This window comes from Haloarcula pelagica (genome assembly GCF_030127105.1).
Lineage (GTDB): Archaea > Halobacteriota > Halobacteria > Halobacteriales > Haloarculaceae > Haloarcula > Haloarcula pelagica.
Genome location: NZ_CP126161.1, coordinates 2193139 through 2219706 on the forward strand (window position 1 = coordinate 2193139; position 26568 = coordinate 2219706).

The window sequence follows — 26568 nt, forward strand, 5'->3', positions numbered from 1 at the left end:
ACTTGTACACTCGTATCTTTGGAGCGAACTCGCTGACAGCGCCAATACTTCGAAACTACGAAGTCGCAAGTATAAGCCCGCTCCCGCCCTACTGCGGATATGCGACTCACCGTCTTCGGGGCGTCCGGCCGGACCGGCCGCCCGCTCGTCGAACAGGCACTCGACCGCGGCCACGAGGTCGTCGCGTTCGTCCGGTCCGCGCCGAAGTTCGGCGTCGAGGCCGACGCGCTGACCGTCGTCGAGGGCGACGCCTACACCGGCGAGGGCGTCGAAGAGGCCGTCATCGGCGCCGACGCGGTCGTCTCCGTCCTCGGGCAGACCGGCGACGGCCCCGACGATCTGTTGACCGTCGCAGGCGACCACATCGTCGAGGCGATGACCGACGCCGGCGTCACCCGCTTTGTCACCCTCGTGGGCGCCGGCGTCCGCGAGGAGGGCGAGTCCGTCACGCTCTCGGGACGGGTCATGGGCACGCTGTTGAAAGTGCTGGCCCGCAGCGTCCTGGAGGACGCCGAGGAACACGTCCGCCGGGTCCGGTCGACCGACCTCGACTACACCGTCGTCCGTGCCCCCCGGTTGGTCGACGGCGAGGGAACCGGCGACTACCGGGCCGGCGACATCGACCTGGGGTTCGAGTCCGTCGCGCGGGCAGACGTGGCTCGGTTCGTGCTCGACTGCATCGAGGACGAGCGCTACGTCGGCGCGATGCCGAAGGTAGGGGCGGCGTGACCCGGGTGCTCGTGACCGCGGCGACGGGGACGGTCGGCCGCCACGTCGTCGCGGAACTGGCAGGGACCGACGTGACCGTCCGGGCGGCGACCCGTGACCCGGCGGCCGCGAGCGAGCGCCTCGACGCCGACGAGTTCGTCGAGTTCGACTTCCTTCGACCCGAAACGTGGGGGCAGGCGCTCGACGGCGTCGACCGTCTGTTCCTCGTGCGGGTGCCTGGCGTCGGCGTCGACGAGACGACGGCCTTCGCCGACGCGGCCGCCCGTGTCGGCGTCGCCTACGTCGTCTACCTCTCGGCGCTCGGAGCCGAGAAGAACCCGGTTATCCCGCACCACCGCATCGAGCGCCACCTCCGGACGACCGGGATGGGGGCCACGTTCCTGCGGGCCTCGTTTTTCATGCAGAACCTCAACGAGGTCCACGGCGAGGACGTTCGCCGCCGCGACGAACTGTTCGTCCCGGCCGGGGACGGCGCGACGAGTTTCGTCGACGCCCGTGACGTGGGCGCCGCGGCGGCCGCGGTGCTCGCCGACCCAGCGGGTGCCGCCGGGAGCTACGACCTGACCGGGCCGGAAGCCACGGACTACGCCGCGGTCGCCGCGGTGTTCACCGACGTGCTCGACCGACCGATCCGCTACGCCGACCCGTCGATCCCGACGTTCGTCGCCCGCTGGCGTGCCCGGGACGAACCGCTCGGCTTCGTCCTGTTGTTGGTCGGTATCTACACGACCGCCCGCCTGGGCCTGGCCGGCCGTGTCACCGACGACCTGGGGGCGCTCCTCGGTCGGGAGCCACGGACGCTCCGGGAGTACGTCGTCGACTACGCCGCGGAGTTCCGGCCGGCCGCTGCCGACGACCGCACCACGACAGCGGCGTGACCGCACCGTGTCCGTCGCGGGGCCAGTATATTTGTGCCCGCGCGCCGACCACACGGCGTGAACCGGAATCGCGCTATCGGTGTCGGCCGCGACCTCCTGCGGACGGTCCGGGCCGAGCAGGTCTCGTTTCTGGCGGCGGGGATCGCCTACTACATGTTCGTCTCCGTGCTCCCGCTGTTGTTGCTGGCGCTTGCTGTCGGATCGCTGCTGGGCGGGGAAGACTTCGCGGCCCGGGTCGTCGGTGCCGTCGGCGCGGCGCTGTCGCCGGCGGCCTCCGAACTCCTGGAAGACGCGCTGACGAGCGCCGTCGGCCGTGGCGGCGCGACGGTCCTGGGACTGGCGGTGATGGTGTGGGGTGCGCTGAAGGTGTTCCGCGGGCTCGACCTGGCGTTCTCCCGTGTCTACGGGGCTCACGATCCAAAATCGTTCGGCGCACAGCTCGTCGACGCGCTGTCGGCACTGGCGGGGATCGGGCTGGCGATCGTCGGGCTGGGTGTCGTCGGGGCGCTGGGGACCGTCTTCGGCGTCGAGGTGGCGCTGGGCGGCCTCGCGCTCGTCCCGATCCTGACTGTCGCCTTCCTCCCGCTGTACTACGTGTTCCCGGACCGACCGATGAGCGTCCGGGACGCGCTGCCCGGGGCGGCGCTCGCTGCCGTCGGCTGGGCACTGCTGGGGACGGGGTTCAACATCTACGCCGCCCAGGCCGACGCCTATCAGCTCTACGGCGTCGTCGGCGGCGTCCTGTTACTGGTGACGTGGTTCTACTTCGCCGGCCAGATACTCCTTGTCGGGGCGGCGCTGAACGCAAGCCTGGCCGGCGGTCCGGACCGGCAACTACAACAGGACGCGCTTCGAGAGTCCGGCAAAGCGATGAGCGAGGACGCCGACGCACACACCGGCGAAACGCCGCCGCCCAGCGGTTCCGAGGGGGACGGGCGGGATGTCGACGACCTGACCGAGGCGGAACTCGACGCGTTGCGCGAGGAGTTCGAGGAGTTCCGGGAGGATGTCGAGTCGCGCACGCTCCACCGCGAGGACGTGGAATCCGATCTCAAACAGTACGTCCGACGACGGATGCGCCGCGGCCACGCCCGCGGCTGGGGACCGTACGTGGTCTTGCTGTACGGGACGCTGATGACGCTCGGCGCGTTCTACTACCTGAACGGGCCGTGGGCGATCGGCGCGATGCTCGTCGTCTGGCTGTCGACGCTGGGGCTGTACGTCGTGATGCTCGCCGTCGGCGTCACGTTCCGGGTGACCGGCCTCCCCCGCCGTGCGGTCGAGCGGGTCCGTGACTGGCGGCGGTGACCCGCGCCGTCGGTATCAGCGACCTCCTGTCGTCGCTCCCGGGGGTCGTCGTGGTCCTGTTCGCCCTGGTGACGCAACTGGGTGACTTCTGGCTGACGTTCTCGCTGTCGGCGCTGCTGTACTGGCTCGGGGCACAGACGCCGCGTATCGGCCACGGTGTCACCCGCGAGCGGGCGGCGATGGTCGTCGCACTGTTGGCCGCGGCCGTCGCCGTGACCGTTTCGCTGAAAGGTCTCTTCGGGCTGCCGCGACCGGCCGGTGCCGGCGTGGCGGCCCACGCTGACTCCCTGCCCGCCGCCGTCAGGGGCCTGTACGTCTCGATGGCGACCGGCGAGGGCTACGGCTTCCCCAGCGGGCACGCGACGACTGCGGTGTTGGTCTGGGGCGGTCTGGCGTGGTCAGTTCGGATCGGCCGGCACCGCCAGCGGGTGGCGGTCGCCGCCGGCCTGGCGCTGTTGATCGGGCTCTCGCGGCTCGTGCTCGGCGTCCACTTCCTCGTGGACGTGTTGGCCGGGTTCGCCGCCGCAGGGGCGGTGCTGTGGCTGGCGCTGACACGACTCCGAACGCCCGACCGCGTGTTCGGGCTGGCTGCCGTCGTCGCGGCCGTCGGCATCGGTACGAGCGGACTAACCCAGAACGCCGCTGCGGCACTGGGGATCGGCGTCGGCGGTGCGATCATTTGGCGGCTCCTCGGCGGACAGAGTCCGGCGGCGACGCCGGCGGGTGCCCGGCTGACAGCGGCACTGGGCGTCGCCGTCGTCCTCACCGCGGCCGGCGCCACCCTCGCGGTTCGGCCGGCGCCGCTGGCGACCGGTCTCGCGGCCGCCGTCGGGACGGCGCTCTTGCTGGCGATGCCACTGGCCGGCGAGCGGCTCGCGAAAAAATGAGCGGTGTCGGCGCTCAGAACGTTTCGAGGTACCGGTCGAGTTCCCACTGGGAGACATCGACCAGGTAGTCCTTGAACTCCTCGCGCTTGGCCTCGACGAACTTCTCGGCGACGTGCGGGCCGAGCGCGTCGAGGACGACTTCGTCCTCTTCGAGGGCGTCGACGGCCTCGCCGAGGTTGGTCGGCAGGGTGTCGATACCGTACTCCTCGCGCTTCTCCTCGTCGAACTCGTAGATGTTCTCCCGCACCGGGTCCGGGCAGTCGAGTTCGTTCTCGATGCCGTCCAGCCCGGCGTGGATGAGCGCGGCGAAGGCGAGATACGGGTTACACGACGGGTCGGGGAAGCGGGCCTCGATGCGCGAGGCGGCCGGGACGCGGGCGGCCGGCTTGCGGATCAGGGCCGAGCGGTTGCGGTCCGACCAGGCGACGTAGACGGGTGCCTCGTAGCCGGGGACGAGCCGCTTGTAGCTGTTGACCGTCGGGTTGGTGACGGCGGCCAGCGCCGGGGCGTGTTCGAGGATGCCGGCGGTGAACTGCTTTGCCGTCTCCGAGAGGTCGAACTCGTCGTCGCCGTCGTGGAAAGCGTTCTCGCCGTCCTCGGTGAACAGCGAGATGTGGGTGTGCATACCGGAGCCGTTGATGCGCGGGATCGGCTTGGGCATGAACGTCGCGTGCAGGTCGTGTTCGGCCGCGATGGCGCGGACGACCGACCGGAAGGTGCCGACGTTGTCGGCCGTCGACAGGGCGTCGTCGTACTCGAAGTTGATCTCGTGCTGGCCCTGGGCGACCTCGTGGTGGGAGGCTTCGATGTCGAAGCCCATCTCTTCGAGGCCGTAGATGATGTCACGGCGCACGTCGCTCGCCAGGTCCTTGGGTGCGAGGTCGAAGTAGCCGCCGGCGTCGTTGGTCTTGGTGGTCGCGCGGCCGTCCTCGTCCTCCTCGAAGAGGAAGAACTCCGGTTCGGGGGCTGCGTTGACCGTGTAACCCATCTCCTCGGCGCGGTCGAGGGCGTCCTGGAGGACGCCACGCGGGTCACCTGCGAACGGTGCGTCCGTCGAGGTGTTGTGCACGTCACAGATGAGTCGGGCGCTCGCGCCGCCGTCGATGTCGTCGCGGCTCCGCCACGGGAGCAGGGCGAACGTCGACGGGTCCGGGACCAGGCGCATGTCCGACTCCTGGATGCGGACGAAGCCGTCGATGGACGAGCCATCGAAGTAGATGCCTTCGGTGAACGCCTTCTCGGCCTGGTCGGCCGGGACGGAGACGTTCTTTACCGTACCGAGGATGTCTGTGAACTGCAGTCGAAGGAAGTCGACGTTCTTCTCTTCGATCTCGTCGAGCACCGCCTGTGCCTCGTCGGAGAGTTCGCTTGTCATCTTTGAACACCGGATAGGAACACTGGCACTACTAAAACCCTGCCGTTTTGCGCAAAGATTCCGGACTCGCCCCGACCATCTGGACGTTCGTAAAATTCTAATGCCCACGGGGCGTGATTGGATGTAATGACGTACGAAAATCTCGACCGCAAGTTAGTGAATGCCCTGCTGGGAGACGGACGCGCCAGTCTCCGCAGCCTCGGTGAAGATCTCGATGTCTCTGTCACGACGGTGTCGAACCACCTCTCGACACTCGAAGACGAGGGGATCATCAACGGCTACACACCAAAGGTCGACTACGGGGCACTGGGGTACGATGTCACGGCGATCGTCCAGTTGAAGGTCGAGGGGTCGTCCCTGCCGGATGTCACCGAGGACCTCAGGCACCACAAACAGATGATCTCGGTCTACGAAGTCACCGGCGACTACGACATCATCGCCATCGGGAAGTTCACCGACACCGACGGGATGAACGCTCAGATCAAGGAGCTGTTGACCGACCCCGACATCAAGGAGTCCAACACCTCCGTCGTCCTCAACGCCGCAAGCGAGAACGAACAGTTCGACCTCGACCTCAACGACGAGTAACTGCGCCGCCGTTCTGCCGTCCACGACCGGTGAGCGGTCGCGCCGTGTGGGGACGCGTGTCGTCCGTCGGTGGACCGACGGATTCTTGACTGACCAGTCAGTTAGTTACCGGTAATGAGTAACGGCGACACTGCAGACGACATCATGGGCGCGACGTACTGTGCGTTGTGTGCCCACGGGTACGCGGACCTGACGATGCAGGACATCGCCGACGAGTCCGACAAGAGCAAAGCGGCCCTCCACTACCACTACGACAGCAAACACGAGTTGCTGTGTGCGTTCCTGGAGTATCTCTACGACGGGTTCGTCGAGCGGACCGATCCCGACGACGGCACGCCCCGCGAGCGGTTGCTGGGGCTGATCGACGCCGTGCTGGACAAGCCCGACGACGAAGACGAGGAGTTCGGGACGGCGATCTTAGAGATCCGCGCCCAGGCACCGTACGAACCCGGGTTCCGCGAGCGACTGACCCGCTTCGACGACTATCTGATCGAGCAACTCACCGCGATCCTGGAGGACGGTATCGAGGACGGGAGCTTCGACCCCGAACTCGACCCCGAGGACACGGCGCAGTTCATCGTGACGGTCCTGACCGGCGCGGCGACCGAGCGGGTCACCACCGGCCGGCCGGTCGCCTGTACCAAGGGGATGTTGACCGAGTACGTCGAGACCCACCTGCTCGCCGGCCAGCGGGAGGTCGAGGCGTGAGCCCCCGGAGCACGGCCGAGCGAGTCGCCGACCGTCTCGGGAGCCTGTTCAAAGGACAGGACGAACTCGACCTCACGAGCGGCGACATCGGGAAGCCACTGCTGTATCTCTCTTTCCCCATCGTCATCACGAACCTGCTCCAGGTCGCGTACAACCTCGCGGATACGTTCTGGCTCGGCCAGTACTCCACGACGGCGCTCGCGGCCATCTCGTTTGCCTTCCCGATGATCTTCCTGTTGATCTCGCTGGGGATGGGGCTGTCCGTGGCCGGCAGCGTCCTGGTCGCCCAACACACCGGGGCGGACGAACCCGAGAAGGCGGAATACGCCGCCTCACAGACGCTGACGTTCGCCGTCGGCGCCTCGGTCGTCCTGGGCGCAGTCGGCTTCTTTTTCGTCGAGGACTTCCTGTCGCTCCTGGGGGCGTCCCAGCAGGTCCTGCCGGGCGCGACGGGCTACCTGCAGGTCGTCTCGCTGGGCCTGACGACGATGTTTGGCTTCTTCGTGTTCATCTCGCTGATGCGCGGGGCCGGCGACACCATCACCCCGATGCTCGTGATGTTCGGGACCGTCGTCCTCAACATCGCGCTGGACCCGTTCCTCATCTTCGGGTGGGGACCGTTCCCCGAACTGGGCGTGATCGGGGCCGCTGTCGCGACCATCTTCTCGCGGGGCGTGGCCTTCGCCGTCGGCATCGCGATCATGCTGCGGGGGACCCGGGGAATCCAGATCCACCTCCGTAACATGGTGCCGGACTTCTCGTACCTGGGGAAACTGCTGCGTCTGGGCATCCCGGCCTCCGTCGAGGGGACCGGCCGGGCGCTGTCGGTCAACGCGATGTTGTTCATCGTCGGGACGTTCTCGGTGACCGTCGTGGCCGCCTTCGGCGTCGGCATCCGCGTGTTCTCGCTCGTGTTCATGCCCGCCATCGCGATGGACCGGGGCGTCGAGACGATGACGGGGCAGAACCTGGGCGCCGACCGGCCCGACCGGGCGGCGACGGCGAACCACTTCGCCGCGAAGGTCTCGTTCGCCATCCTCACCGCGCTGGGCGCGGTCACCATCTTCGCCGCGCCGACGGTCGTCAGCGTGTTCAGCGACGACCCCGAGGTCGTCAGGATCGGCGCCGAGTTCCTCCAGTGGGTCGCTCCCACGTTCGGCTTCATCGGGATCGTCCGGGCGTACTCGGGCGGGTTCCGTGGCGCCGGGAAGACGCTCACGGCGGCCGCGCTGGCGGTGACGATGCTGGGGATCATCCGTCTGCCCGTCGCGTGGGTCGCCTCCCGTCCCGTGTCGATCCCGGCCTGGCTCGGCCCGACGCTGACGGACCTGTTCGCACAGTCGCTGGGCGAGCAGGGGATCTGGCTCGCCTTTGGCGTCTCGAACGTCCTCGCGGCCGGCATCGCGGCGGCCTGGTTCCTGCGGGGAACCTGGCGGGACGCCGACGCGCGGGCCGCGGGCGGTCCGACGACTGCGGACGACTGATCGTCCGGTCGGACCCCCTGCCGGAGTTCCCGTGGCCGTGTGACGGCCGTCTGACGAAAACTCTTGTGAACGCGTGCCAACCAGCCGGACATGAGCTCCGGTGCCGACGCAGACGACAGCGCCGATAGCCTGTTGTCCGTCTTCGGGACGCCGCTGCTGTCGGCGCTGGAGAGCGACACGGACCGACAGGCCGCGTGCGCGCTCTGCCTGCTCGCCGACGCCGACGCGTCGGTCGTCCCCGCGCTGACCGAGCGCCTCGTCGGGCGACTCGCCGACGCGGACGACACGCGCCCCATCGTCAGGACGCTGGCGACGCTTGCGGCCGATCACACCGACGCCGTCCGCCGCGTCGTCGCCGATCACGAAAGCCGGGACCGACTGTCGAGTGCCATCGCCGACGCCCAGCCCTGGGAGTTCGACCGCGCCGCGGACGGCGGTGGTGTCGTCGGCGCGGTCAGACAGGCCGTCGACAGCGAGCAGGCGGGACCGACCGGGCCGGGGGTCGTCGAGCGCGAGACGGATACCACCGGTCGGGCGGCCGACCCCGACCGCGCGGCCGACCGGGAACACCGCGGGGACCCGGCGGCCGTGGCGCGACGCGATCGGATCGCCCGCGCCGAGGCGTCCGAGGTCTTCCAGGCGATCAGCCTCCTCGGACGGTTCGAGGAGATCACCGTCGTCGAACCGGAGCAGGCGGTCCGGTACGGCTCGGTGTTGCGGACTCGCGCGACGATCGACGGGGAGGCCCACGGCGTCGCGTTGTGGCTGTTCGACCCGCCCGACGAGGGCGAGGCCCGGCGGGCCTTCGGCGCCGGCGTCGCCGAGGCGCTGGCCCAGTGGGACGGCCTGGCCGTCCACGAGGGGATCGCGACCGTCCACGACTGGGGGGACTACCCCCGTCCCTGGGTGGCGACGCCGTACCTCGACGGGACGCTGGCCGACCGCGGTCGAGCGAGCGTCGAGCGCGCGCTGCGGGAGACAGCCCACCTGGCCGGCGCCGTCGCCCACTGTCACAACACCGGCGTCGTCCACGGCGGACTCGACCCGAAGACGGTCGTCTACCCCTCCAGCGAGCTCTCCGGGCTGCCCGCCCCCCGGCTGGACAACGTCGGCGTGCTCGCGGCGGTCCGGGAGCACGTCCAGCCTGCGGAGTATCTGGACCCCCGGTACGCCGCCCCGGAGTACTTCGACCGGTCGTACGGGGCCGTCGACGCCGCGACCGATGTCTACGCGCTCGGGACGCTGTGTTACCGGTTGCTGACCGGATGCCCGCCGGTGGCCGGCGACTACGACACCGTCCGACAGGCTGTCCTGACCGAAGGACTGCCGGCACCCAGCGAGCGGGTCCCACGGCTCCCCGACGCAGTCGACTCGATCGTCGAGAAGGCGACCGCCAGGCGGAAACTGGGGCGCTACGAGACCGCGGCGGGCGTCCGGCGGGACTGCTGGCGACTCCTGCGCTCGTTCTCAGACGAGGAGTCCTGACTGCAACGCGGCCACCAGCAGCGTCACCGTGAGCACGCTGGCGACCGTCGTCACGAACACCGTCGCGCTGACGAACTCCCCGGGTGCGACCTCGGCCCCGTCAGCGCTGAACGCGCCGACGAGGATCAGCGTCGTCACGCCCGTCGGCGTCGCTAACAGGAGGACGACCACGCGGGCGGCGGTCGCGTTCCCGAAGCCCACGAGGGCGATCGTCGCGAGGACTGCCCCGACGGCGACGAGCGGTGCCAGCAGGAGTCTCAACGCGCTCGCGACCCCGACCGGGCGGAGCGTCCCGCCGGCGTCGACCGAGGAGAGCTGGATGCCCAGGATCAGCAACATGACTGGGATCGAGGCGTTGCCAAGCAGTTCCAGGGTTTGCATCAGCGTCGACTCCGTGGGCGGGACCACGCCCAGCCACCGCACCGCCAGCGCGGCGACGACGGCGTACACGAGCGGCACGCCGAACACCCGGCGCATGTCCGCAAGCGGATCGCTCCCGCTGCCCCGGGCGGCGACGTAGATCCCGACCGTGTACAGCAGGACGCCCTGGAGCGCGGTCACGAGGACGGCGACGCTACGGCCCGTCGGCCCGAAGGTGAAGTCCGCCAGCGGGATGCCGTAGTTGCCCGTGTTCGGGAAGACGCTCGCGAGGACGAACGCGCCCAGGAACGGCTCCGTGTGGCCCCAGAGCCGGCCGATCACTTCCGCGATCACCAGCATCCCGGCGGTGAACAGCCCCACGGCGGCGACGACGGCGAAGATGGTCCCGCCGGCCAGTTCCGAGGTGGTCAGGCTGTGGACGACCAGCGCCGGCGCCAGCACGTACACCGTGATCGTGTTGAGCGGGTCCGGATCGACCCCCTCGTACCGGCCCAGGACGAACCCGACGACGGCCACGCCGACGACGGGGAGGATGGCCGACGCGAAGATACCGAGCAGCGACACTGTCTGACGCTCTCGCGGCGAGGGGCAGAACCCTTTCGACTCGTCAGCGGTCGCCGGTGTCGACCCGGGGGTCGAGCAGCCCGTACGAGAGGTCCTGGACGACGTTGCCCAGGACGCCGACGGCGATGATGACCAGGGTCCCGCCGAGCAACACCGGGAGGTCCCGCTGCTGGACCGACCGGAACAGGAGGAGTCCGAACCCCTCGATGCCGAACAGCACCTCGACGACGAACACCGCAAGGACCAGCAGCGCGAGCGCCTCGGTGAACACCAGCGAGCAGATCGGGATGGCGGCGTTCCGGAGGACGTGTGCGGCCACGCGGCGCGGCCCGGCGCCTTTCGCCCGGACCAGCCGGACCACGTCAGTCGAGACGTACTCCAGAGCGTGGGCGCGGGCGTAGCTCACGACTGCCCCCAGGAGCGTCGTCGCGGTCAGGACGACCGGGAGGACGTGCTCGAACACGGCTGCCGGCGGGTCGATCACCCCGCCGGCCGCAAGCGAGAGGGCCATCCCGCCGACCCAGAAGTTCGGGACGGCGAAGACGAGGTAGCTCCCGGTGAGCCCCAGGTTCGGGGGCGGCCGTCCGGGCGGAGCGCGGCGGCCACACCGAGGGCGACGCCGGCGGCGACGGCCAGTGCGAGCGCCGGGAGGACGTACGCCGCCGTCCGCCCGACGGCGCCCATCACCAGCCCGAGCACGGGTTCGTCGACGCGAAAGGAGGTCCCCCAGTCGAGTGTGACCATGTTCCCCAGCCAGTCCCCGTACTGGACCCACAGCGGCCGGTCGAGTCCCCGGGCGGCGAGATACTGGTTCCGGACCCGGTCGAGGGCCGCTTCCTCCGTCCCAGCCCACTTGAGCGCCCCCAGTCGCTGGTTCAGCACCCAGTCCTCGGTCAGGGTAAACAGGCCGAACACGGCCGTCAGGACGACCCAGGCCGCCCCGAGGCCCAGTGCCAGCCGCTGGACCAACCGCCGGAGGAGCGTCACCGGGACCACTCCGCGGCGGGGTGGAGCGAGCGACTGCGACTCGGCCGGGCGTGGTGGGCAGGAGCGGAGGAGGGAGCGGGCGGCATCGTCACTGCCCGGTGTGTCCCGTCGGCTGAAAAAGCCGGCGGCGCTCCGAAGGGGGAGGTTTTATACTCCCTCGTGACACGGCTTGGCATACCCTCCATGGACGAGCCGGACGGTCCCCGTTTCCAGCGTGTCGATTGGCAGTCGGTCGACGACGGATCGCGCCGCCTCAGGGCCGAACACGGCGTTCTGTTGGCCGGGCTGCTCGGGGTGGCCGCGCTCGTCTGCTATCACCGGTTCGTCGCACACGTCTATCTCGTCGGGTCCTGGAAGCCGCTACCGATCGACTGGGTGGCGATGGTCGGCGTGGTCGTCCTGACGGCCTACGGCGTCGTCCCGGTGCTCCGCCGGCCGGCAGCGGTCGGGCGTCTCCTGCACGGGGCTCGCTCCCGCCGCGGACTCTCGTTCGGCCTCGGGATACTCCTCGTGTTCGGGCTGCTCGGGACGGTCGTCCCGGTGCTGATCGGCCGGCCGGAACTGAACTTCGCCGACGCGTTCCAGCCGCCGCTCGGGTTCACCGCCGAGCGGTTCGGCCCGTCCTGTTACGGCGAGACGACCGTCGGCGAGGGGATCACGCGGTACTGCCACGGCTCGACGTACTACCCCTACGGGACCAACCACCGCGGTCACCCGATGGAGTACATGGTCGTCTACGGCGCCCGGACGGCGGCCTACGTCGTCGTCTTCGCCGCGGCGTTTATCCTCCCGCTGGCGACGGCCGTCGGCGTCGTGGCGGGCCTTCGTGGCGGCCGGCTCGACGACCTTCTCATGGGCTACGTCGACGTGCAACTCTGTGTCCCCGCACTCTTTGTCTACTTCATCGGGTACATGTACGACGGCCCGTCGCTACTCCTGTTGTTGCTCACCTTCGGACTCCTCAGCTGGGGCGGGGTCGCCCGGCTGGTCCGCAGTGAGGTCCTCCAGCGCCGGGAGGCCGGCCACGTCGTCCTGGCGCGCAGCCTCGGTGCCTCCGACCGGTATCTCGCCCGCCGGCACGTCCTCCCGAACGTGACCAACACGCTCGTTCCCGCCGTGTTTCACCTCTGTGCGATCCTCGTCCTGGCCGAGGCCGGCGTCGCCTTCCTCGGGTTCAGCGACGTGGAACTGTACTCCTGGGGGTCGACCATCGCCGAGGGGTTACGCACCGAGGACATGCACCCCCATCAGGTCTGGTGGATCTCGACGCTCCCGGCGCTCGCACTGACGCTGCTGTTGCTGGGGTTCAAACTCGTCGGCGACGGCCTGCGTGACCTGCTTGACCCACAGACCGACACCTGAACTATGTCCCGACACGACCCACCACGACACGACGGCGGATCGCCCCCGCTCCTCCGGGTCGAGGACCTCCGGACGCACATCCACACCGACCGCGGGACCGTCCGCGCCGTCGACGGCGTGAGTTTCACGGTCGACCGCGGTGAGGCGGTCTGTGTCGTCGGCGAGTCCGGCAGCGGCAAGAGCGTCACCTGCGAGTCCCTGACCGGCCTCGTCCCCAGTCCGCCGGCCGAACGCGTCGACGGTCGCGTCACGTTCGACGGGACCGCGCTCGACGACGACGCCGCGCGGGCGGCCGTCCGCGGGGACCGGATCGGCCACGTCTTCCAGAACCCCCAGCACGCGCTGGACCCCGTCTACACCGTCGGTGCGCAGTTGCGCGAAGCCATCACCGCCAACGCGGACGGATCCGCCGACGCGGCTCGGCGGCGGGCCGTCGCGCTGCTCGACCGTGTCGGTATCCCCGACGCCGGGAGCCGGGTCGACGACTACCCACACGAGTTCTCCGGCGGGATGTGCCAGCGCGTCGCCGTCGCGACGGCGCTTGCGGCCGACCCGGACCTGCTGATCGCCGACGAACCGACGACCGCCGTCGACGTGACGGTCCAGGCCCGCCTGATCGACCTCCTCCGGGGGTCGCTCGACGACGGGCTGGCGCTCCTGCTCGTCACCCACGACCTCCGTGTCGTCGCCGAGGTCGCCGACCGGGTCCTCGTGATGTTCGGCGGCACCATCGTCGAGCGTGGCCCGGTCGAGGCGGTCTTCGAGCAGCCAGCCCACCCCTACACGCGGACGCTGCTTGCCAGCTACGACGGGTTCGAGCGCCGGGCCGACCGGCCCGCCCGCGACGACCTGCCGACGGACGGCTGCCGGTTCCGCGCGGAGTGTCCCCACGCCGTCGACGCCTGTGCAGGTGGCGATCAGCCACCGGCCTACGCCGTCGGCGACGACCACACCGCATCGTGTGTCCACTACGGTCCCGACGGCGACCCGGACCGACTGGCTGGGGCCGCCGACCAAGCAGAGTCGGAGGTCGTCGATGACTGAGGACGACAGCGCGCCGCTGCTTGCAGTCCGGGACCTGGAGCGCCACTACCCCGTCACCGAGGGACTCCTCCAGCGGGAGGTCGGCCGAATCCGGGCGGTCGACGGTGTGAGCTTCACCGTCGAGCGCGGGGAGACGCTGGGGCTGGTCGGCGAGTCCGGGAGCGGCAAGAGCACGACCGCCCGCACGATACTCGGACTCGAAACGCCGACGGCCGGAAAGATATTCTTCGAAGGAAACGATATCGACGACCTTTCAGGCGCCGCCGAGCGTGCGTTCCAGCGCCGCGTCCAGTTGGTCGTCCAGGACCCCGACGAGGCGTTCAACCCGCGGATGACTGTCGGCGAGGCCGTGGCCGAACCGCTCGCTCTCCACGGGATGGACGACGCCGACCGGCGACGCGCGATCGTCACCGATCTGCTCGAACGGGTCGGGCTGGCGGCGGCGGACAGCGAGCGGTACCCACACGAGTTCTCCGACGGGGAGAAACAGCGCCTGGCTATCGCCCGGGCGCTCGTGGTCGACCCGGACCTGCTGGTCGCGGACGAACCCACGAGCGCGCTGGACGCCCGCGTCGAGGCCGAGATCCTCGGGTTGCTCGCCGACATCCGCGAGGCCTACGACGTGTCGATCCTGTTCATCAGCCACAATATCGACATCGTCCGGCGGTTCTGTGACCGGGTGGCCGTGATGTATCTCGGCGAACTCGTCGAGACCGGCCCGACGGACGCCGTGCTGTCGGCGCCGGCCCACCCGTACACCCGACTCCTGCTCGACTCCGTCCCGAGCCTGGACCCGACCGACCGGGGCCTCCCGGAGCCGCTGACCGACACCGTCCCCGACCCGGCCGATCCACCCACCGGCTGTCGGTTCCACCCGCGCTGTCGCTCGGTGATCCAACCGGACGGTGTGGACCTCCCGACGGACACCTGGCGGGCCGTCGCAGCGTTTCGGTTCACCCTCGACGCCGAGGCACTGCCCGACGGACTCGACGACACGGCCGCGGTTCGGGAGACGTTCGACATCCCAGTTGATATTTCTCACGAGGGTATCGAAGCCGCGGTCGACGGCGCCGCGGCGGCCGTTGCCAGTGGTGACCTCGACCGCGCCCGCGAGCGCCTCGCGGCCGCCACGTCGACCGTCTGTGCTAGCGAGACGCCCGAGACGGCGTCCGTCGACGGCTGTTCGGTCCAGTGCCACCGCTACGACGATTCGACACCTGGTGAACCGCTCGTCGAGGACTGAGAAGTCGCTATCGACGCGAAAACGGAGCGAAGTCAGCGAGCGGTGCGGAGACGGTGGGGAGGCCAAGCATCCGCGGCCGAAGGCCGCGGTTCTCGGAATCGCCTGCGGCGATTCCGCCTTTTTCCCCAAGTTTTTACGCGGGGGTCGAGCGCGAGGCCCTCGCGTAAAAAGTGGGCTTACATCATGCCGCCCATGCCGCCGCCCATGCCGCCCATGCCGCCGGGTGCGCCGCCGGGCGCGCCGCCCTCGTCGCCGTCACCGGAGGTCGAGAGGTCGCCCGCGGCGATGATGTCGTCGATCTTGAGCACCAGGTTCGCGGCCTCGACGGCCGAGGACAGCGCCTGACGCTTGGCGTGGGCCGGCTCGACGACGCCCGTTTCGAGGGTGTCCTCGACATCGCCGGTGAAGACGTTCAGGCCGGCGCTGACCTCGCCGTCCTCGTGGGCCGCGCGCAGGTCGACCAGCGTGTCGATGGAGTCCAGCCCGGCGTTCTCGGCCAGCGTGCGCGGGATGATCTCCAGCGCGTCGGCGAAGGCCTCGACGGCCAGCTGTTCGCGGCCCTCGACGGAGTCCGCGTAGTCGCGCAGGCGAGCGGCGACCTCGATTTCGGGTGCGCCGCCGCCGCCCAGAACCGTGCCGTTGGCGACGGTGCTGGCGACGACATCCAGCGCGTCCGTGACGCCGCGTTCGAGCTCGTCGACGACGTGGTCGGTCGAACCGCGAAGCAGCAGCGTGACGCCGTGGGCGTCCGCACCGGTCCCTTCGACGTAGAAGAGGCCCTCTGCCTGGTCGCGTTCGACCGAGCCGTGACCGAGGTCGTCCTCGGTGGCCGAGTCGAGGTCGGAGACGACGCGGGCGCCCAGGACTTCCTTCAGGAACTCGATGTCGGACTTCTTGGCCCGCTCGATCGCGAGGATACCCTGCTGGGCGAGGTAGTGCTGAGCCATGTCGTCGATGCCCTTCTGACAGAACAGGACGTTCGCGCCGGTCGCGGCGACCTGGTCGACCATCTCCTTGAGCTGTGCTTCTTCCTTGTCGAGGAACGTCTGGAGCTGGCTCGGGTCGTCGACGGAGAGCTGGGCGTCGACATCGGTCTCGTCCAGTTCGATGGCGGTGTCGACGAGCAGGACCTTCGCGTCGTCGACGTTCTCGGCCATCTCCTCGTGGACGGCGTCCTTGTCGATGACGGCGCCTTCGAGCAGTTCGGAGTTACCGGCCGAGCTGCCGGTCTGGGTCTCGATGTTGAGGTATTCGAGGTCGGCGACGACGGAGCCGTCTTCGGCTTCGACGGTGACGGCGTTGACGGCGTCGACGATGAGCTGGGCGAGCAGCTCCTTGTTGAGCTCGGCGCCCTTGCCGGTCATGGAGGTCTCGGCGACCTTCCGGAGCAGTTCCTCGTCGTCGGGGTCGACATCGGTCGCGATGTCGGCGACGATGTCCTTGGACTCGCTCGCAGCCATGTCGAACCCTTTGATGATCGCCGACGGGTGGATGTCCTGTTCGAGGAGGTCCTGGGCGTTCTTGAGGAGTTCGCCCGCGATGGCGACGGCGGAGGTGGTCCCGTCGCCGGCCTCGTCTTCCTGGGTCTCTGCGACCTCGACGATCATCGAGGCCGTCGGGTTGTCGATGTCCATCTCCTGGAGGATCGTTACCCCGTCGTTCGTGACGGTGACATCGCCCATCGAGGAGACGAGCATCTTGTCCATCCCCTTCGGACCGAGTGTCGATCGAACGGACTCGGCGACCGCGCGAGCCGCGGAGATGTTGTGTTCCTGTGCAGATTTGTCCTTCATCCGCTGGGAGTCCTCTCCCAGGATGATCATCGGCTGTCCCTGCATCTGACGCTGGCTCATAATCAGACGGAGATTGTATGTGGTTCTATATAAAAGTACGGGTTGTCGCCGGCCAGTCGCCGTGGCGCCGTTCCTGCTCGAACCGAAGAAATCGCAGTACTACGAGGGTATCGGCCCGATATTGTGACATTCGGTCACACGGGACATCGTGCCGATGAGTTCGCGTTTATATATTACTCGATCAGTTCCTTCCAGTGGACGGTCGCCGTCCCGACGACGAAGGCGTCCCTGCCGTCGGCGTTGCGGCGGAACTGGAGCGTGTTCTCGCCCTCGTGGAGCAGAGCCGGGACGACGGTGTCCATCCAGTACTGCCAGCCGTCGCCGGTCGCGATGTCGAACCCGGAGAGGGCCTCGCCGTTGACGAGTAGTTCGTGGTCGTAGTCGCCGACATCGTAGACCTGCATCTCCACGTAGGGATCGACCGGGTCGGCGACCGGTACGTCGAAGGCGACCTTGTCGCTGCGGTCGCCGACGAACTCCGCCCACGGAACGTCGAGCGAGTCCGCCGACGGACCGAGATGCTGCTGGAACGTACAGCACGCGTAGTTGGCACGGTGAACCATACCGGACCTGTGGGGCGCCGCCCTCAAAAAGGGATACCGACGGCACCGGACCGTGGTCCCGCGCCCCCGCGCCGGGGTAACATTCACTGTCTCTGGCCGCCTACAGCCGTGCGTGAATCGCACGGCAGCCCTGGACGCGGTCGTCTTCGGGGTCGACATCCAGAGTGGCGACGTGCGTGGGGACGCTCCCTCCTACGCGCTCGTGGTGTTCGACGGGGAGTCGGTCGAACGCGACGTGGTCTCGCGCCGGAAGCTCCGCCGGCGGATCGAGGCCGAGGAGCCAGCGATGGTCGCCACGGACAACATGTACGAACTGGCCGCCGACAAGGACCAGCTGGTCCACTTCCTCGGTCAGTTACCGGACGGGACGCGGCTGGTCCAGGTGACCGGCGACGAGCGCCCGGAGCCGCTCTCGCGGGTCGCCAAGCGCCACGGGGTCCCCTACGGCAAGGAACCGATGCAGGAGGCCGAGGCCGCTGCCCGCCTGGCGGCCGCGAACGTCGGCCAGGAGGTGTCGGCCTTCACCGACACGACCGAGGTGAAGGTCGCCCGCGGGCGCTCGACCGGCAAGGGCGGCTGGTCCGAGGACCGCTACACCCGCCGCATCCACGGCTCGGTCAAGACCCGCGCCCGGGAGGTCGAGTCCGAACTGGAGGCGGCCGGCCTGGAGTACGACCGCGACGTGACCGAGAAGTACGGCGGCTTCTCGAACGCCGTCTTCCGCGTGCAGGCACGGCCACAGGACATCCCCGTCTCCCGGAACCGCTCGGGCGACACTCGCGTCGAGATCGAACGGGTCCGCCGGGACGGCATCGAGTTCCGGCCGCTGGCCAAGCGGCGGGACCACGTCGTCGTCGGGGTCGACCCGGGGACGACGACGGCCGTCGCCATCGTCGGCCTCGACGGCGAGGTGCTCGACGTGTACTCCTCGCGCACCGACGACACGGCCGCGACGACCGAGTGGATCATCGAGCGGGGGCGCCCGGTCGTCGTCGCAGCCGACGTGACGCCGATGCCAAACACCGTCGAGAAGCTCCGCCGGTCGTTCAACGCCGCCGGCTGGGAGCCAGAGCGGGACCTCCCGGTCGACGAGAAGAAACACCGGACCCGCGAGGAGGCCTACGACAACGACCACGAGCGGGACGCGATGGCAGCCGCGCTGTACGCCTACGACCGCCACGAGGACCAGTTCGACCGCATCGCGAGCAAGGTCCCGCCACAGGAGGAGGTCGGGCCGGTCGTCGCCCGCGTCGTCGCCGGCGAGGAATCCGTCGAGGCGGTCCTCTCGGACATCACCGGGGAGGACGAGGACGACGAGGAGGAGACCGCCCACGAACCCCGGGAACTGACCGAGGAAGAGGAGGAGATAAATCGGCTCCGGTCCCGGATCGACCGGCTGGAGTCCCACGTCGACGACCTCAAAGACACCATCCAGCGCAAGGACGACCAGCTCCAGGAGAAGGACAAACAGTTAGAGAAGGCCCGCAGCGAGGGCCGGCGCGAGGTCCGCAAGGACCGCGAAGTCACGCGGCTCCAGCGGCGCAACGAGGCGCTGGAGCGGGACCTAGAGGAGGAACGAGAGCGACGCGAGGAATTGGCCGACAAGCTCGACCGTCTGAAGGCCCTCTGGAAGCTCGATCACTCGAACTTCGCCGATGTCTCGGAGAAACAGGAGGGGTTGGTCCCGGTCAAGGTCGTCGAGCAGTTCACCCGTAGTGACATCGAGGCCGCCGACGAGCGGTTCGGGCTGGTCGAGGGCGATATCGTGTTGCTCCGGGACGCCTCCGGCGCCGGCCGGTCGACGGCCGAACTGCTCGCGGACATCGAGCCCCGCGTCGTGCTCCGCTCGGGCAACCTCTCCGAGGCCGCCGACAAGGTGCTGTTCGACCACCGCGTCCCGGTCGCGCCCGCGGAGATGGTCACCGTCCAGGAGGTCGACGAACTCGCGGTGGCCCGCGAACACGAGGTCGAGGCGGCGCTGGCCGACTGGGAGGAGCGCGCCGAGGACCGCAAGCGCGAGCGCAACGCCGAGATGGTCGACCAGATCATCAGCGAACACCGCGCCGACCGCCCGGTCGAAGACTGACGACCGTCAACGCGCCGGAGAGCGTCTGTTGACGACGTTTCGAGAGCTGTGGCGCAGGGAACGGTTATATCTCCGATCGGCGTACCGTCGGCTATGGTAGGGGACACAGCTTGCCTCAGGCAGGCACTGGATACGCTCGACGATGTCTTCTACGTCTACGACAGCACGGACGGGCTCGTCTACTGGAACCGCCGGCTCGAAGACCTGTTCGATCTCACCGAGGCGGAACTCACGGGCATGAACCCGACGGAGTTTTTCCTCCCGGAGGACCGGTCGGCGATCGCGGCGGCAGTGGCCGATATCTACGAGACGGGCGAGACAGTCGTCGAAGCGGTCGCCCGGACCACGGAGGGGCGTGTCCGGTTCGAACTGACCGGCCGGCTGCTGACCGACGACGACGGAACGGCGGTCGGTTTCGCCGGCACCGGCAGAGACGTGACCGACCGCCGCGACGAGACCTGGCAACTCGCCCGCGAGAACGAACGGCTCGCGGAGTTCGCGGACGTGCTGGCACACGACCTCCGGAACCCGCTGTCGGTCGCCAGCGGCCACCTGGCGCTGGCCCGTGCTCGCGTCGACGACCCCGAGGCGACCGAGCAGTTGGACCGGCTGGCAGCGGCCCACAGCCGTATCGAGACGATCATCGCCGACATCCGCAGCGCGGCCCGCGAGGGGGTGCTGGCAACCGAGACCGAGCCGGTCGACCTGGCTGCTGTCGCGGCGAGCGCGTGGGACGCGATCCGGGCGCCGGACGCGACGCTCGACTGTCGCGCAACCGGGACCGTCGAGGCCGACCGGGACCGGCTTCAGCGGCTGCTGGAGAACCTCTTTCGCAACGGTGTGGAGCACGGTTCGACGAGCAATCGGACGGAGTCCGATGACAGCGTGGAGCACGGCTCCACGGGCAGTCGGCCGGGGGCCGACGACAGCGTCGAACACGGCTCTTCGCCCGTCCGGATTCGGGTCGTCGACACGGAGACCGGCTTCGCCGTCGAGGACGACGGCCCGGGCATCCCGTCCGACGAGCGCGAGCGGGTCTTCGAGCCCGGCATCAGCCTCGCGGACGGCACCGGTTTCGGGGCTCGCGATCGTCCGGTCGATCACGCAGGCCCACGGCTGGGCGGTGACGATCACGGAGGGGGGAGTCGGGCGGTGCTCGGTTCGCGTTCGACTGCCCCGAGGGCTCAGGGGAGGCCGCCGGCTCCGCCCATCCCGAAGGCGGCCATGAGGCTGGAGACGAGCCCGTAGACGACGAGTCCGAGTCCGCCGACGACGAAGGCGATGCCGGCCGCGATCAGCGGCGCCTGTGACGCGACGAGTCCGATGCCACCGAGTGCGACGACGATGCCGGCGATACCGACCGCGCCGAGTTTGTCGAGCATACCCCGACTCGTTCGGCCGGCGGAGAAAAGCCCGTCGGTCAGTGCTCGAACTCGGTGTCGATCGCCTGTGCGGCCGCGACCATCTCCGTGATGGCGTCCTGGCGGCGCAACAGCGTCATGGTGTTGCCCTCGACATCGAACGTCCCGCTCAGCACCGATTCGGAAACGTCGAGGTCGCCCTGGAGCAGGGCTTTCCAGGCGGCGTATGGCCCCCGGAGCGCGAAGTCGTAGTCGCCGTCCGCACTGATCGCGGCGTCGGTGCAGTCGCCGTCGTCGACCTCGACGAGGACAGTCACCGAGTCACCGTCGTAGTCGTCGGCCGCACGGATCTCGAACTCGAAGGTCGCGACGAACTCCTCTGTGGCCGTCTCGAAGGCCGCCCGGTCGTTGAGGCGCTCGCGCCACAGTCTCGCCCACTCGGCGGCGTCGTCGGGTAGTGTCACAGTCATTGTCGACGCTCCCTCAGACGCTCTCGAAGTCCGCCGCCGGGATCAGTGCCTCGACGCGGTTGTCCGTGAGCAGCGTGACGAGCGCGTCGGACGGGCCGCTGACGAGGAAGGCGCCGCTCTCGGCTTTCGCCGCTTCCAGCGTCATCGGCGTCTCCGAGAGGTGCTGCTGGAAGGACCGGGCGCTCTCGGCGAACAGCTCCGCCCGCCGGCGCTGGAACTCCAGTTGGGCCTGGGTCTGGTTGATCGAGCCGTTCTGGACGCGCGAAGTGATGTCGCTCTGCATCGACTCCAACTTCTCTTGCTCGGGCTGGACGGCGGCCATCACCGTCGCCGTGTCGGACTCCTCGGTGGTCTGGATCGTCGTCTCGGTCGGCGTCTCGTCAAGGGCCGTCTCCGTGGAGTCGACTGACTCCTCGTCGCCGTCAGAGGAGACACAGCCGGCGAGAGAGGCAGCCGTTCCCGAGGCAGCGACCTTCAAAAAGTCTCTGCGGTCGTGCTCGTCGCTCATCGTGTCAAGACAGTTCGGAGTCGCGCGAATAAGAATTGTGGTTGGTCGGTCGGGCACTCAAGCTAGTCGACAGAAGTTAAACCTCCCGGGAACGAACGTCCGCGTATGAGCGACAACGACAGCCGGAAAGACCTGCGGATGCCCGACGACGACGAGGTGTTCGCGATCGTCACAGACATGCTGGGCGCGAACCGCGTCAAGGTCCGCTGTATGGACGGCGTCGAACGCACCGCCCGCATCCCGGGGAAGATGCAGAAACGCATCTGGATCCGGGAGGACGACGTGGTACTCGTCGAGCCCTGGGACTGGCAAGACGAGAAGGCCGACATCACCTGGCGCTACGAGAAGCAGGACGCGGACCAGCTCCGCGAGGAGGGACACATCCAGGAGTAGCGACCAGATGACCCGATCAACGAGGGCCGACACGTGACAGAGGCGGAGTTCGGACTCCTCGACACCGAGGAGGCCGAGTCACCGGGCGACGAGTGGGAGGAACTCGACGTTTCCGACACCGAGGCCGACCGCATCGCCCGCAAGCGGGACCGCGAGTTCAGCGAGTTCCGCAAGCGCATCAAGGACGCAGACCAGTTCAAAGTCGAGGCAAGCGTCTTCGACGACGCCACCTACGGCGCGCTGTACAAACTCGTTCAGGACGGCCACATCGACGCCTTCGGTGGCCCGATCTCGACCGGCAAGGAGGCGAACGTCTACACCGCACTGGCGGGCGACGAGGAGGTCGCCGTCAAGGTGTACCGCATCAACGCCTCCGACTTCACCGACATGCGGGGTTACCTCGACGGCGACCCGCGCTTCGAGGGGATCGGCTCGGACAAGAAGAAAGTCGTCACCGCCTGGGTCCGCAAGGAGTCCTCGAACCTCAAGCGGGCCCGCAAGGCCGGTGTCCGCACACCCAAACCCATCGCCGTCGAACGGAACGTCCTCGTCATGGAGTACCTGGGCACCGAGGAGGGACGGGCCCGCCGGCTCAGCGAGGTCCACATCGAGAACCCCCAGATGGCCTTCGACGTGGTCAAAGAGTACATGCGCCGGCTCTACGACGCCGGCCTCGTCCACGGCGACCTCTCGGAGTACAACGTCGTCTTCCACGAGGGGCAACTGTACATCATCGACCTCGGACAGGCGGTCACCGTCTACCACCCCAACGCCGAGGAGTTCCTTGAACGGGACTGCCGGAACGTCGCGAACTTCTTCGCCCGCCAGGGGGTCGCGGCCGACCCCGACGACCTGCTCGCCTACGTTCGGGAACACGCGACCCCGCGGGACGACGACGACACCGAACGCGGCGCCGACGACGATGCGGTCGCGGCCGAGCGCGACGGCGGGACCGACGAGACGGGCGACACCGACGGGACCGACGACTCGCCCGAGTGACCCAAACCGCCCTTTCAGTCAGGCAAAACGCTAAGAGGCGCACCTGTCGACTGGACGTATGGGCACTTGGCGCGACCGACTCCCCGAGCGGCTCCGGACCGCAGTCCGCGACCGCGTCGCCGTCGACACGCGGGCGCTGGGTGTCTTTCGGCTCTCGCTGGGCGTGCTTCTCCTCGCTGATCTCCTCCTCCGTGCGCGGGACCTCCGGGCGCACTACAGCGACAGCGGGGTGTTCCCCAGGGCGGCCGCGATCGAGCTGTACGACCCGCTGTCGTTCCACCTGGCGGTCGGCGACGTACCGCAACTGGCCGCGCTGTTCGCGCTCCAGGGGGTCGTTGCGCTCGCCTTCCTCGTTGGCTACCGGACCCGGCTGGCGACGCTGCTGACGTGGGTGTGCTGGCTCTCGTTGCACGCCCGGTTCCCCATCGCGCTCAACGGCGGCGACACGCTCTTGCGGCTCTCGCTGTTCTGGTCGCTGTTCGTCCCGCTTGGCGCGCGGTTCTCCGTCGACGCGCTCCACCGCGAGGCCCCGCCCGAACGGATCGCCTCGCTGGGCACCGCGGCGTTGCTGGGCCAGGTCCTGTTCATGTACGGCACCAACGCCGCGTTCAAGCACATGGGGACGATCTGGGCGACCGGCGACGGCCTGACCTACACCCTCCGGCTCGGCCACTTCACGACCGCGTTCGGGGAGTTCCTCGGGACGCTCCCGCTCGTGACCACGGTCCTGGGGTACACCGTCTTCGTCCTCTGGACGCTCTCGCCCGGTCTCCTCCTGTTGACCGGGTGGAGACGCGCTGTCCTCGCGGGCCTGTTCGTGGGGATGCACGTCGGGATGGCGCTCTCGATGCATCTGGGGCTGTTCCCGGCGGTCGTCGTCGCGGCGTTGCTCCTCTTCCTGCCGACGCCGGTCTGGGACCGCTTGCTCCCGCCCGAGCGGGTCGACCGATTCCGCCGGCCCGCGCTGGAGGAGTTTTTGCGCGGGCTCTACCCGACGCTGTCGACACCCGCCCTGCTCGCCAGACTGCACGGCCACCTCCGGGTCGTCGCCGTCGTCGTCATCCTCGTCTCGCTGTTGTTCGTCGGCGCGTTCAACGCCCAGGTGCTGACCAACCGCGCCGGCGTCGGCCCGCAGGACACCACCCCCGAACCGCTGGAGACCTACGGCGAGACGCTGTATCTCACCCAGTACTGGAACATGTTCGCGCCCGACCCGCTCCGGAAGACGGGGTGGTACCGCCTCCCCGGCACCCTGGAGAACGGAACGACGATCGACGTGGCGCGGGGCGGCCCCGTCACCGCCGACCGCCCGGCCGGACTGGACGACCTCGCGACACAGTACCCGAACCAGCGCTGGCGCAAGTACCTGAGCAACCTCCGACAGCCGGGGTACGCGGCCGAGCGGGAGCTGTTCCTCCAGTATCACTGCGAGCAGTGGAACCGCGAGCACGACACCGACCTCGAATCGATCGAGTTCGACTACGTCACGCTGTGGGTGACCGACAACGGGACCGTCCGGCAGGGGACCGACTTCCTCGGGAGTCACACCTGCGCGGCCTGAGAACCGGTCGCAGGACGCCCCGCACGCCGAAGTTTTAAACAGGCTGACCGTCTTACGGCAATATACTTATGCAACACGTGAAGATTCCGCAGGACCGGATCGGTGTTCTCATCGGCGACGGTGGTGAGACGATGCGCGAGATCGAGGAGCGTGCCGAGGTCCGCCTCGACATCGACTCCGAGGACGGGTCGGTCAAGGTCGAGACCGTCGGCGACCCCGTGACGGCGCTGAAAGGCCCGGATATCGTCAAGGCCATCGGCCGCGGGTTCGCCCCCGACGACGCGCTGGCGCTGCTGGACGACGACATGATGATGTTCGAACTCATCGACATCGAGGCCGCCTCCCGGAACAAGAACGACTTCCGCCGCCAGAAGGGCCGACTCATCGGCGAGGGCGGCCGGACCCGTGAACTCATGCAGGAACTGTCGGGTGCCGCGGTCGTCATCTACGGGTCGACGCTGGGGATCATCGGAGGTCCCGAACAGGTCGACGCGGTGCGGGAAGCCGCCGAGATGCTGCTCGACGGCGCCCCCCACGGCTCTGTGTACTCGTTCCTCGAACGCAAGCACAACGAGATGAAACACAAGGGCCTGGAGTACCACCAGTTCACGGGCTGAGTCATTCGGCCCCGAACACCTGTACCGATCCGCCGGTCGCGTAGAGTCGTCCGCCAGACAGCGCCAGCTCCGGTGGAATCCGCCGTTGCTCGGTCGTCCACAGCTCGCTCCCGTCGGCTGCCGACCGCGCGCTGAGACGGCCCTGGAGGTTCACGTAGACTGTCGACCCTGCTGCGACCGGTGCGGAGGCGAGCGAGTCGGGCGACCACGTCCATCTGGTGCTCCCGTCAGCCATATCCAGACCGACGAAGGTCACGTCGTCACGTTCGATGCCCGCGGCAGTGATCAGGGTCGATCCCGCGATAGCGGGCCAGTACGGGAGCGCGTTCCGCCCCTCGGGCAACTCGACGATCGCCGTCGCCCACCGCTGTTCCCCGGTGTCGAGCTGGATCGCGTGGAGGCGCCCGTCACTGGCCGCGACGTACGCCGACCGGGCGACGATCACGACCCGGCGGAGGACCCGCGCGACGGAGGAAAACCGGAACCGACGGTCGCCAGTCGCGCGGTCGAGGCCGACGAGTGCCCCCTCTGCGGTCGGGACGGCGACGGTCTCACCGGAGACCGCGGGTGTACCGGTAGACCGCTCGAATCGCCGCCGCCACCGGACCGACCCGGAGTCGAGTTCGAGCGCCGCGAGCGTGTCCCGGCCGGCGTAGACGGTCCCGTCGGCGATCGTCGGGGAGGACGCGACGCGCTCGCCGACCGACCACGACCACTGGTCGGCCCCCGTCTCGGCGTCGAGGGCCCGGACACCCGCGTTGCCGGCGCCGACGACGACGGTGCCGTCCGCGACTGCAGGCGCCTCGAAGATCGTCCCCGTCCCCGGCGTGTGCCAGCGCTGGCGCCCCGTCGCCGCGTCGAAGGCACGGACGCCGCCGCTGTCGTCGGCAGCGTAGACGGTCCCGCCGACGACCGCGACGCTTCCGAGTTCGGCCTCCTCGGCACTGATCCGTCCGACCGCCGTCGGTTTCGACTGCGGCCCGGCCGCCTCGGGAACGCTGGCGCTGTTTCGGGGGCCGCGCCGATGGCCCGGCCAGTCGGCTCCGCTCCGACTGGTCGGCGGCGTGGGATTCGCCGTTGCCGTCGCCGGCTCGCGTGTCGTCGCTTCGGCGTCGTCCGTGTCCCTCACGGTTC

27 protein-coding genes are annotated in these 26568 nt (G+C 69.0%); 17 read left to right on the forward strand and 10 right to left on the reverse strand.

Annotated features, from left to right (window positions below):
* The first annotated feature begins 99 nt into the window (after positions 1-99).
* From P1L40_RS11485 to P1L40_RS11500, 4 genes are read left to right on the forward strand one after another with little or no spacing between them, the layout of a single operon-like run.
* Positions 100-729 (forward strand): NAD(P)-dependent oxidoreductase, encoded by a 630-nt coding sequence (locus tag P1L40_RS11485; protein ID WP_284007130.1) that lies wholly within the window; start codon positions 100-102, stop codon positions 727-729.
* Positions 726-1607, forward strand: coding sequence for an NmrA family NAD(P)-binding protein (locus P1L40_RS11490; RefSeq protein ID WP_284007131.1), 882 nt, complete (start codon positions 726-728; stop codon positions 1605-1607). The genes P1L40_RS11485 and P1L40_RS11490 overlap by 4 nt, the downstream gene beginning before the upstream one ends.
* Positions 1608-1664: 57 nt before the next feature.
* Complete coding sequence (locus P1L40_RS11495; RefSeq protein WP_284007132.1) at positions 1665-2915, forward strand: YihY/virulence factor BrkB family protein; 1251 nt, start codon at positions 1665-1667, stop codon at positions 2913-2915.
* Positions 2912-3802, forward strand: a complete 891-nt coding sequence (locus P1L40_RS11500) for a phosphatase PAP2 family protein (RefSeq protein ID WP_284007133.1) — start codon at positions 2912-2914, stop codon at positions 3800-3802. The genes P1L40_RS11495 and P1L40_RS11500 overlap by 4 nt, the downstream gene beginning before the upstream one ends.
* 13 nt (positions 3803-3815) lie before the next feature.
* On the opposite strand, the gene glnA is transcribed toward P1L40_RS11500, so the two are convergent.
* Positions 3816-5177, reverse strand: a complete 1362-nt coding sequence (gene glnA, locus P1L40_RS11505) for a type I glutamate--ammonia ligase (RefSeq protein WP_284007134.1) — start codon at positions 5175-5177, stop codon at positions 3816-3818.
* A gap of 126 nt (positions 5178-5303) precedes the next feature.
* Between glnA and lrp the strand changes: the two genes are divergently transcribed.
* The 4 genes from lrp (at position 5304) to P1L40_RS11525 (ending at position 9442) form a co-directional block, all read left to right on the forward strand.
* Positions 5304-5765 carry an HTH-type transcriptional regulator Lrp gene (gene lrp, locus P1L40_RS11510; protein ID WP_284007136.1) on the forward strand — a complete coding sequence of 154 codons (462 nt, stop codon included), beginning with the start codon at positions 5304-5306 and terminating at the stop codon, positions 5763-5765.
* 114 nt (positions 5766-5879) lie between these two features.
* Positions 5880-6473, forward strand: coding sequence for a TetR/AcrR family transcriptional regulator (locus tag P1L40_RS11515; RefSeq protein WP_284007137.1), 594 nt, complete (start codon positions 5880-5882; stop codon positions 6471-6473).
* Positions 6470-7957, forward strand: coding sequence for an MATE family efflux transporter (locus P1L40_RS11520; RefSeq protein WP_284007138.1), 1488 nt, complete (start codon positions 6470-6472; stop codon positions 7955-7957). The genes P1L40_RS11515 and P1L40_RS11520 overlap by 4 nt, the downstream gene beginning before the upstream one ends.
* A 90-nt stretch (positions 7958-8047) precedes the next feature.
* Entirely contained in the window at positions 8048-9442 is a 1395-nt protein-coding gene (locus P1L40_RS11525) for a protein kinase domain-containing protein (RefSeq protein ID WP_284007139.1), read from the forward strand.
* On the opposite strand, the gene P1L40_RS11530 is transcribed toward P1L40_RS11525, so the two are convergent.
* From P1L40_RS11530 to P1L40_RS11540, 3 genes are read right to left on the reverse strand one after another with little or no spacing between them, the layout of a single operon-like run.
* Complete coding sequence (locus tag P1L40_RS11530) at positions 9425-10387, reverse strand: AEC family transporter (RefSeq protein WP_284007140.1); 963 nt, start codon at positions 10385-10387, stop codon at positions 9425-9427. The genes P1L40_RS11525 and P1L40_RS11530 overlap by 18 nt on opposite strands.
* A gap of 43 nt (positions 10388-10430) precedes the next feature.
* Positions 10431-10898: an ABC transporter permease gene (locus tag P1L40_RS11535; RefSeq protein WP_284007142.1), complete on the reverse strand. Its 468-nt coding sequence runs from the start codon at positions 10896-10898 to the stop codon at positions 10431-10433.
* Entirely contained in the window at positions 10868-11374 is a 507-nt protein-coding gene (locus P1L40_RS11540) for an ABC transporter permease family protein (RefSeq protein ID WP_284007144.1), read from the reverse strand. Before P1L40_RS11540 ends, P1L40_RS11535 begins: the two co-directional genes overlap by 31 nt.
* Before the next feature lie 183 nt (positions 11375-11557).
* Here P1L40_RS11540 and P1L40_RS11545 point away from each other — a divergent pair, with 183 nt between their 5' ends.
* Genes P1L40_RS11545 through P1L40_RS11555 form a run of 3 tightly spaced genes read left to right on the forward strand, consistent with a single transcriptional unit; the run spans position 11558 to position 15023 of the window.
* Complete coding sequence (locus P1L40_RS11545) at positions 11558-12736, forward strand: ABC transporter permease (RefSeq protein ID WP_284007146.1); 1179 nt, start codon at positions 11558-11560, stop codon at positions 12734-12736.
* Between the two features lie 3 nt (positions 12737-12739).
* Entirely contained in the window at positions 12740-13780 is a 1041-nt protein-coding gene (locus P1L40_RS11550; RefSeq protein WP_284007147.1) for an ABC transporter ATP-binding protein, read from the forward strand.
* The gene (locus P1L40_RS11555; RefSeq protein WP_284007149.1) at positions 13773-15023 is read left to right on the forward strand and encodes an ABC transporter ATP-binding protein; all 1251 of its coding nucleotides are present in this window, start codon (positions 13773-13775) and stop codon (positions 15021-15023) included. The genes P1L40_RS11550 and P1L40_RS11555 overlap by 8 nt, the downstream gene beginning before the upstream one ends.
* A gap of 176 nt (positions 15024-15199) precedes the next feature.
* Here P1L40_RS11555 and thsB read toward each other — a convergent pair whose 3' ends face one another.
* Together thsB and P1L40_RS11565 are read right to left on the reverse strand one after the other, a co-directional pair.
* The gene (gene thsB, locus P1L40_RS11560) at positions 15200-16876 is read right to left on the reverse strand and encodes a thermosome subunit beta (RefSeq protein ID WP_379774369.1); all 1677 of its coding nucleotides are present in this window, start codon (positions 16874-16876) and stop codon (positions 15200-15202) included.
* Between the two features lie 173 nt (positions 16877-17049).
* Positions 17050-17439, reverse strand: a complete 390-nt coding sequence (locus P1L40_RS11565) for a DUF7383 domain-containing protein (protein WP_284007151.1) — start codon at positions 17437-17439, stop codon at positions 17050-17052.
* 112 nt (positions 17440-17551) lie between these two features.
* Here P1L40_RS11565 and P1L40_RS11570 point away from each other — a divergent pair, with 112 nt between their 5' ends.
* Entirely contained in the window at positions 17552-19525 is a 1974-nt protein-coding gene (locus P1L40_RS11570) for a DUF460 domain-containing protein (RefSeq protein WP_284007152.1), read from the forward strand.
* A gap of 93 nt (positions 19526-19618) precedes the next feature.
* The gene (locus P1L40_RS11575; protein WP_284007154.1) at positions 19619-20773 is read left to right on the forward strand and encodes a PAS domain-containing sensor histidine kinase; all 1155 of its coding nucleotides are present in this window, start codon (positions 19619-19621) and stop codon (positions 20771-20773) included.
* Here the strand turns inward: P1L40_RS11575 and P1L40_RS11580 are convergent.
* Genes P1L40_RS11580 through P1L40_RS11590 form a run of 3 tightly spaced genes read right to left on the reverse strand, consistent with a single transcriptional unit; the run spans position 20710 to position 21864 of the window.
* Positions 20710-20907 carry a DUF7470 family protein gene (locus P1L40_RS11580; protein WP_284007155.1) on the reverse strand — a complete coding sequence of 66 codons (198 nt, stop codon included), beginning with the start codon at positions 20905-20907 and terminating at the stop codon, positions 20710-20712. The genes P1L40_RS11575 and P1L40_RS11580 overlap by 64 nt on opposite strands.
* Positions 20908-20945: 38 nt before the next feature.
* Complete coding sequence (locus P1L40_RS11585) at positions 20946-21356, reverse strand: SCP2 sterol-binding domain-containing protein (protein ID WP_284007157.1); 411 nt, start codon at positions 21354-21356, stop codon at positions 20946-20948.
* A 13-nt stretch (positions 21357-21369) separates the two neighbouring features.
* On the reverse strand, positions 21370-21864 hold the full coding sequence (locus P1L40_RS11590) for a twin-arginine translocation signal domain-containing protein (protein ID WP_284007158.1): 495 nt from the start codon (positions 21862-21864) through the stop codon (positions 21370-21372).
* Positions 21865-21969: 105 nt separating this feature from the next.
* Between P1L40_RS11590 and eif1A the strand changes: the two genes are divergently transcribed.
* The 4 genes from eif1A (at position 21970) to P1L40_RS11610 (ending at position 25434) form a co-directional block, all read left to right on the forward strand.
* A complete protein-coding gene (eif1A, locus tag P1L40_RS11595) occupies positions 21970-22257 on the forward strand; it encodes a translation initiation factor eIF-1A (protein ID WP_284007159.1) in 288 nt (95 codons plus the stop codon).
* Positions 22258-22290: 33 nt separating this feature from the next.
* Positions 22291-23256, forward strand: coding sequence for a serine/threonine-protein kinase Rio1 (rio1, locus tag P1L40_RS11600; protein WP_284007160.1), 966 nt, complete (start codon positions 22291-22293; stop codon positions 23254-23256).
* Between the two features lie 58 nt (positions 23257-23314).
* Positions 23315-24817 carry an HTTM domain-containing protein gene (locus P1L40_RS11605; protein WP_284007162.1) on the forward strand — a complete coding sequence of 501 codons (1503 nt, stop codon included), beginning with the start codon at positions 23315-23317 and terminating at the stop codon, positions 24815-24817.
* 68 nt (positions 24818-24885) lie between these two features.
* On the forward strand, positions 24886-25434 hold the full coding sequence (locus P1L40_RS11610; protein ID WP_284007164.1) for a KH domain-containing protein: 549 nt from the start codon (positions 24886-24888) through the stop codon (positions 25432-25434).
* Position 25435: 1 nt separating this feature from the next.
* Here the strand turns inward: P1L40_RS11610 and P1L40_RS11615 are convergent, their stop codons facing one another.
* The gene (locus P1L40_RS11615; RefSeq protein WP_284007165.1) at positions 25436-26563 is read right to left on the reverse strand and encodes an outer membrane protein assembly factor BamB family protein; all 1128 of its coding nucleotides are present in this window, start codon (positions 26561-26563) and stop codon (positions 25436-25438) included.
* Positions 26564-26568 lie beyond the last annotated feature (5 nt).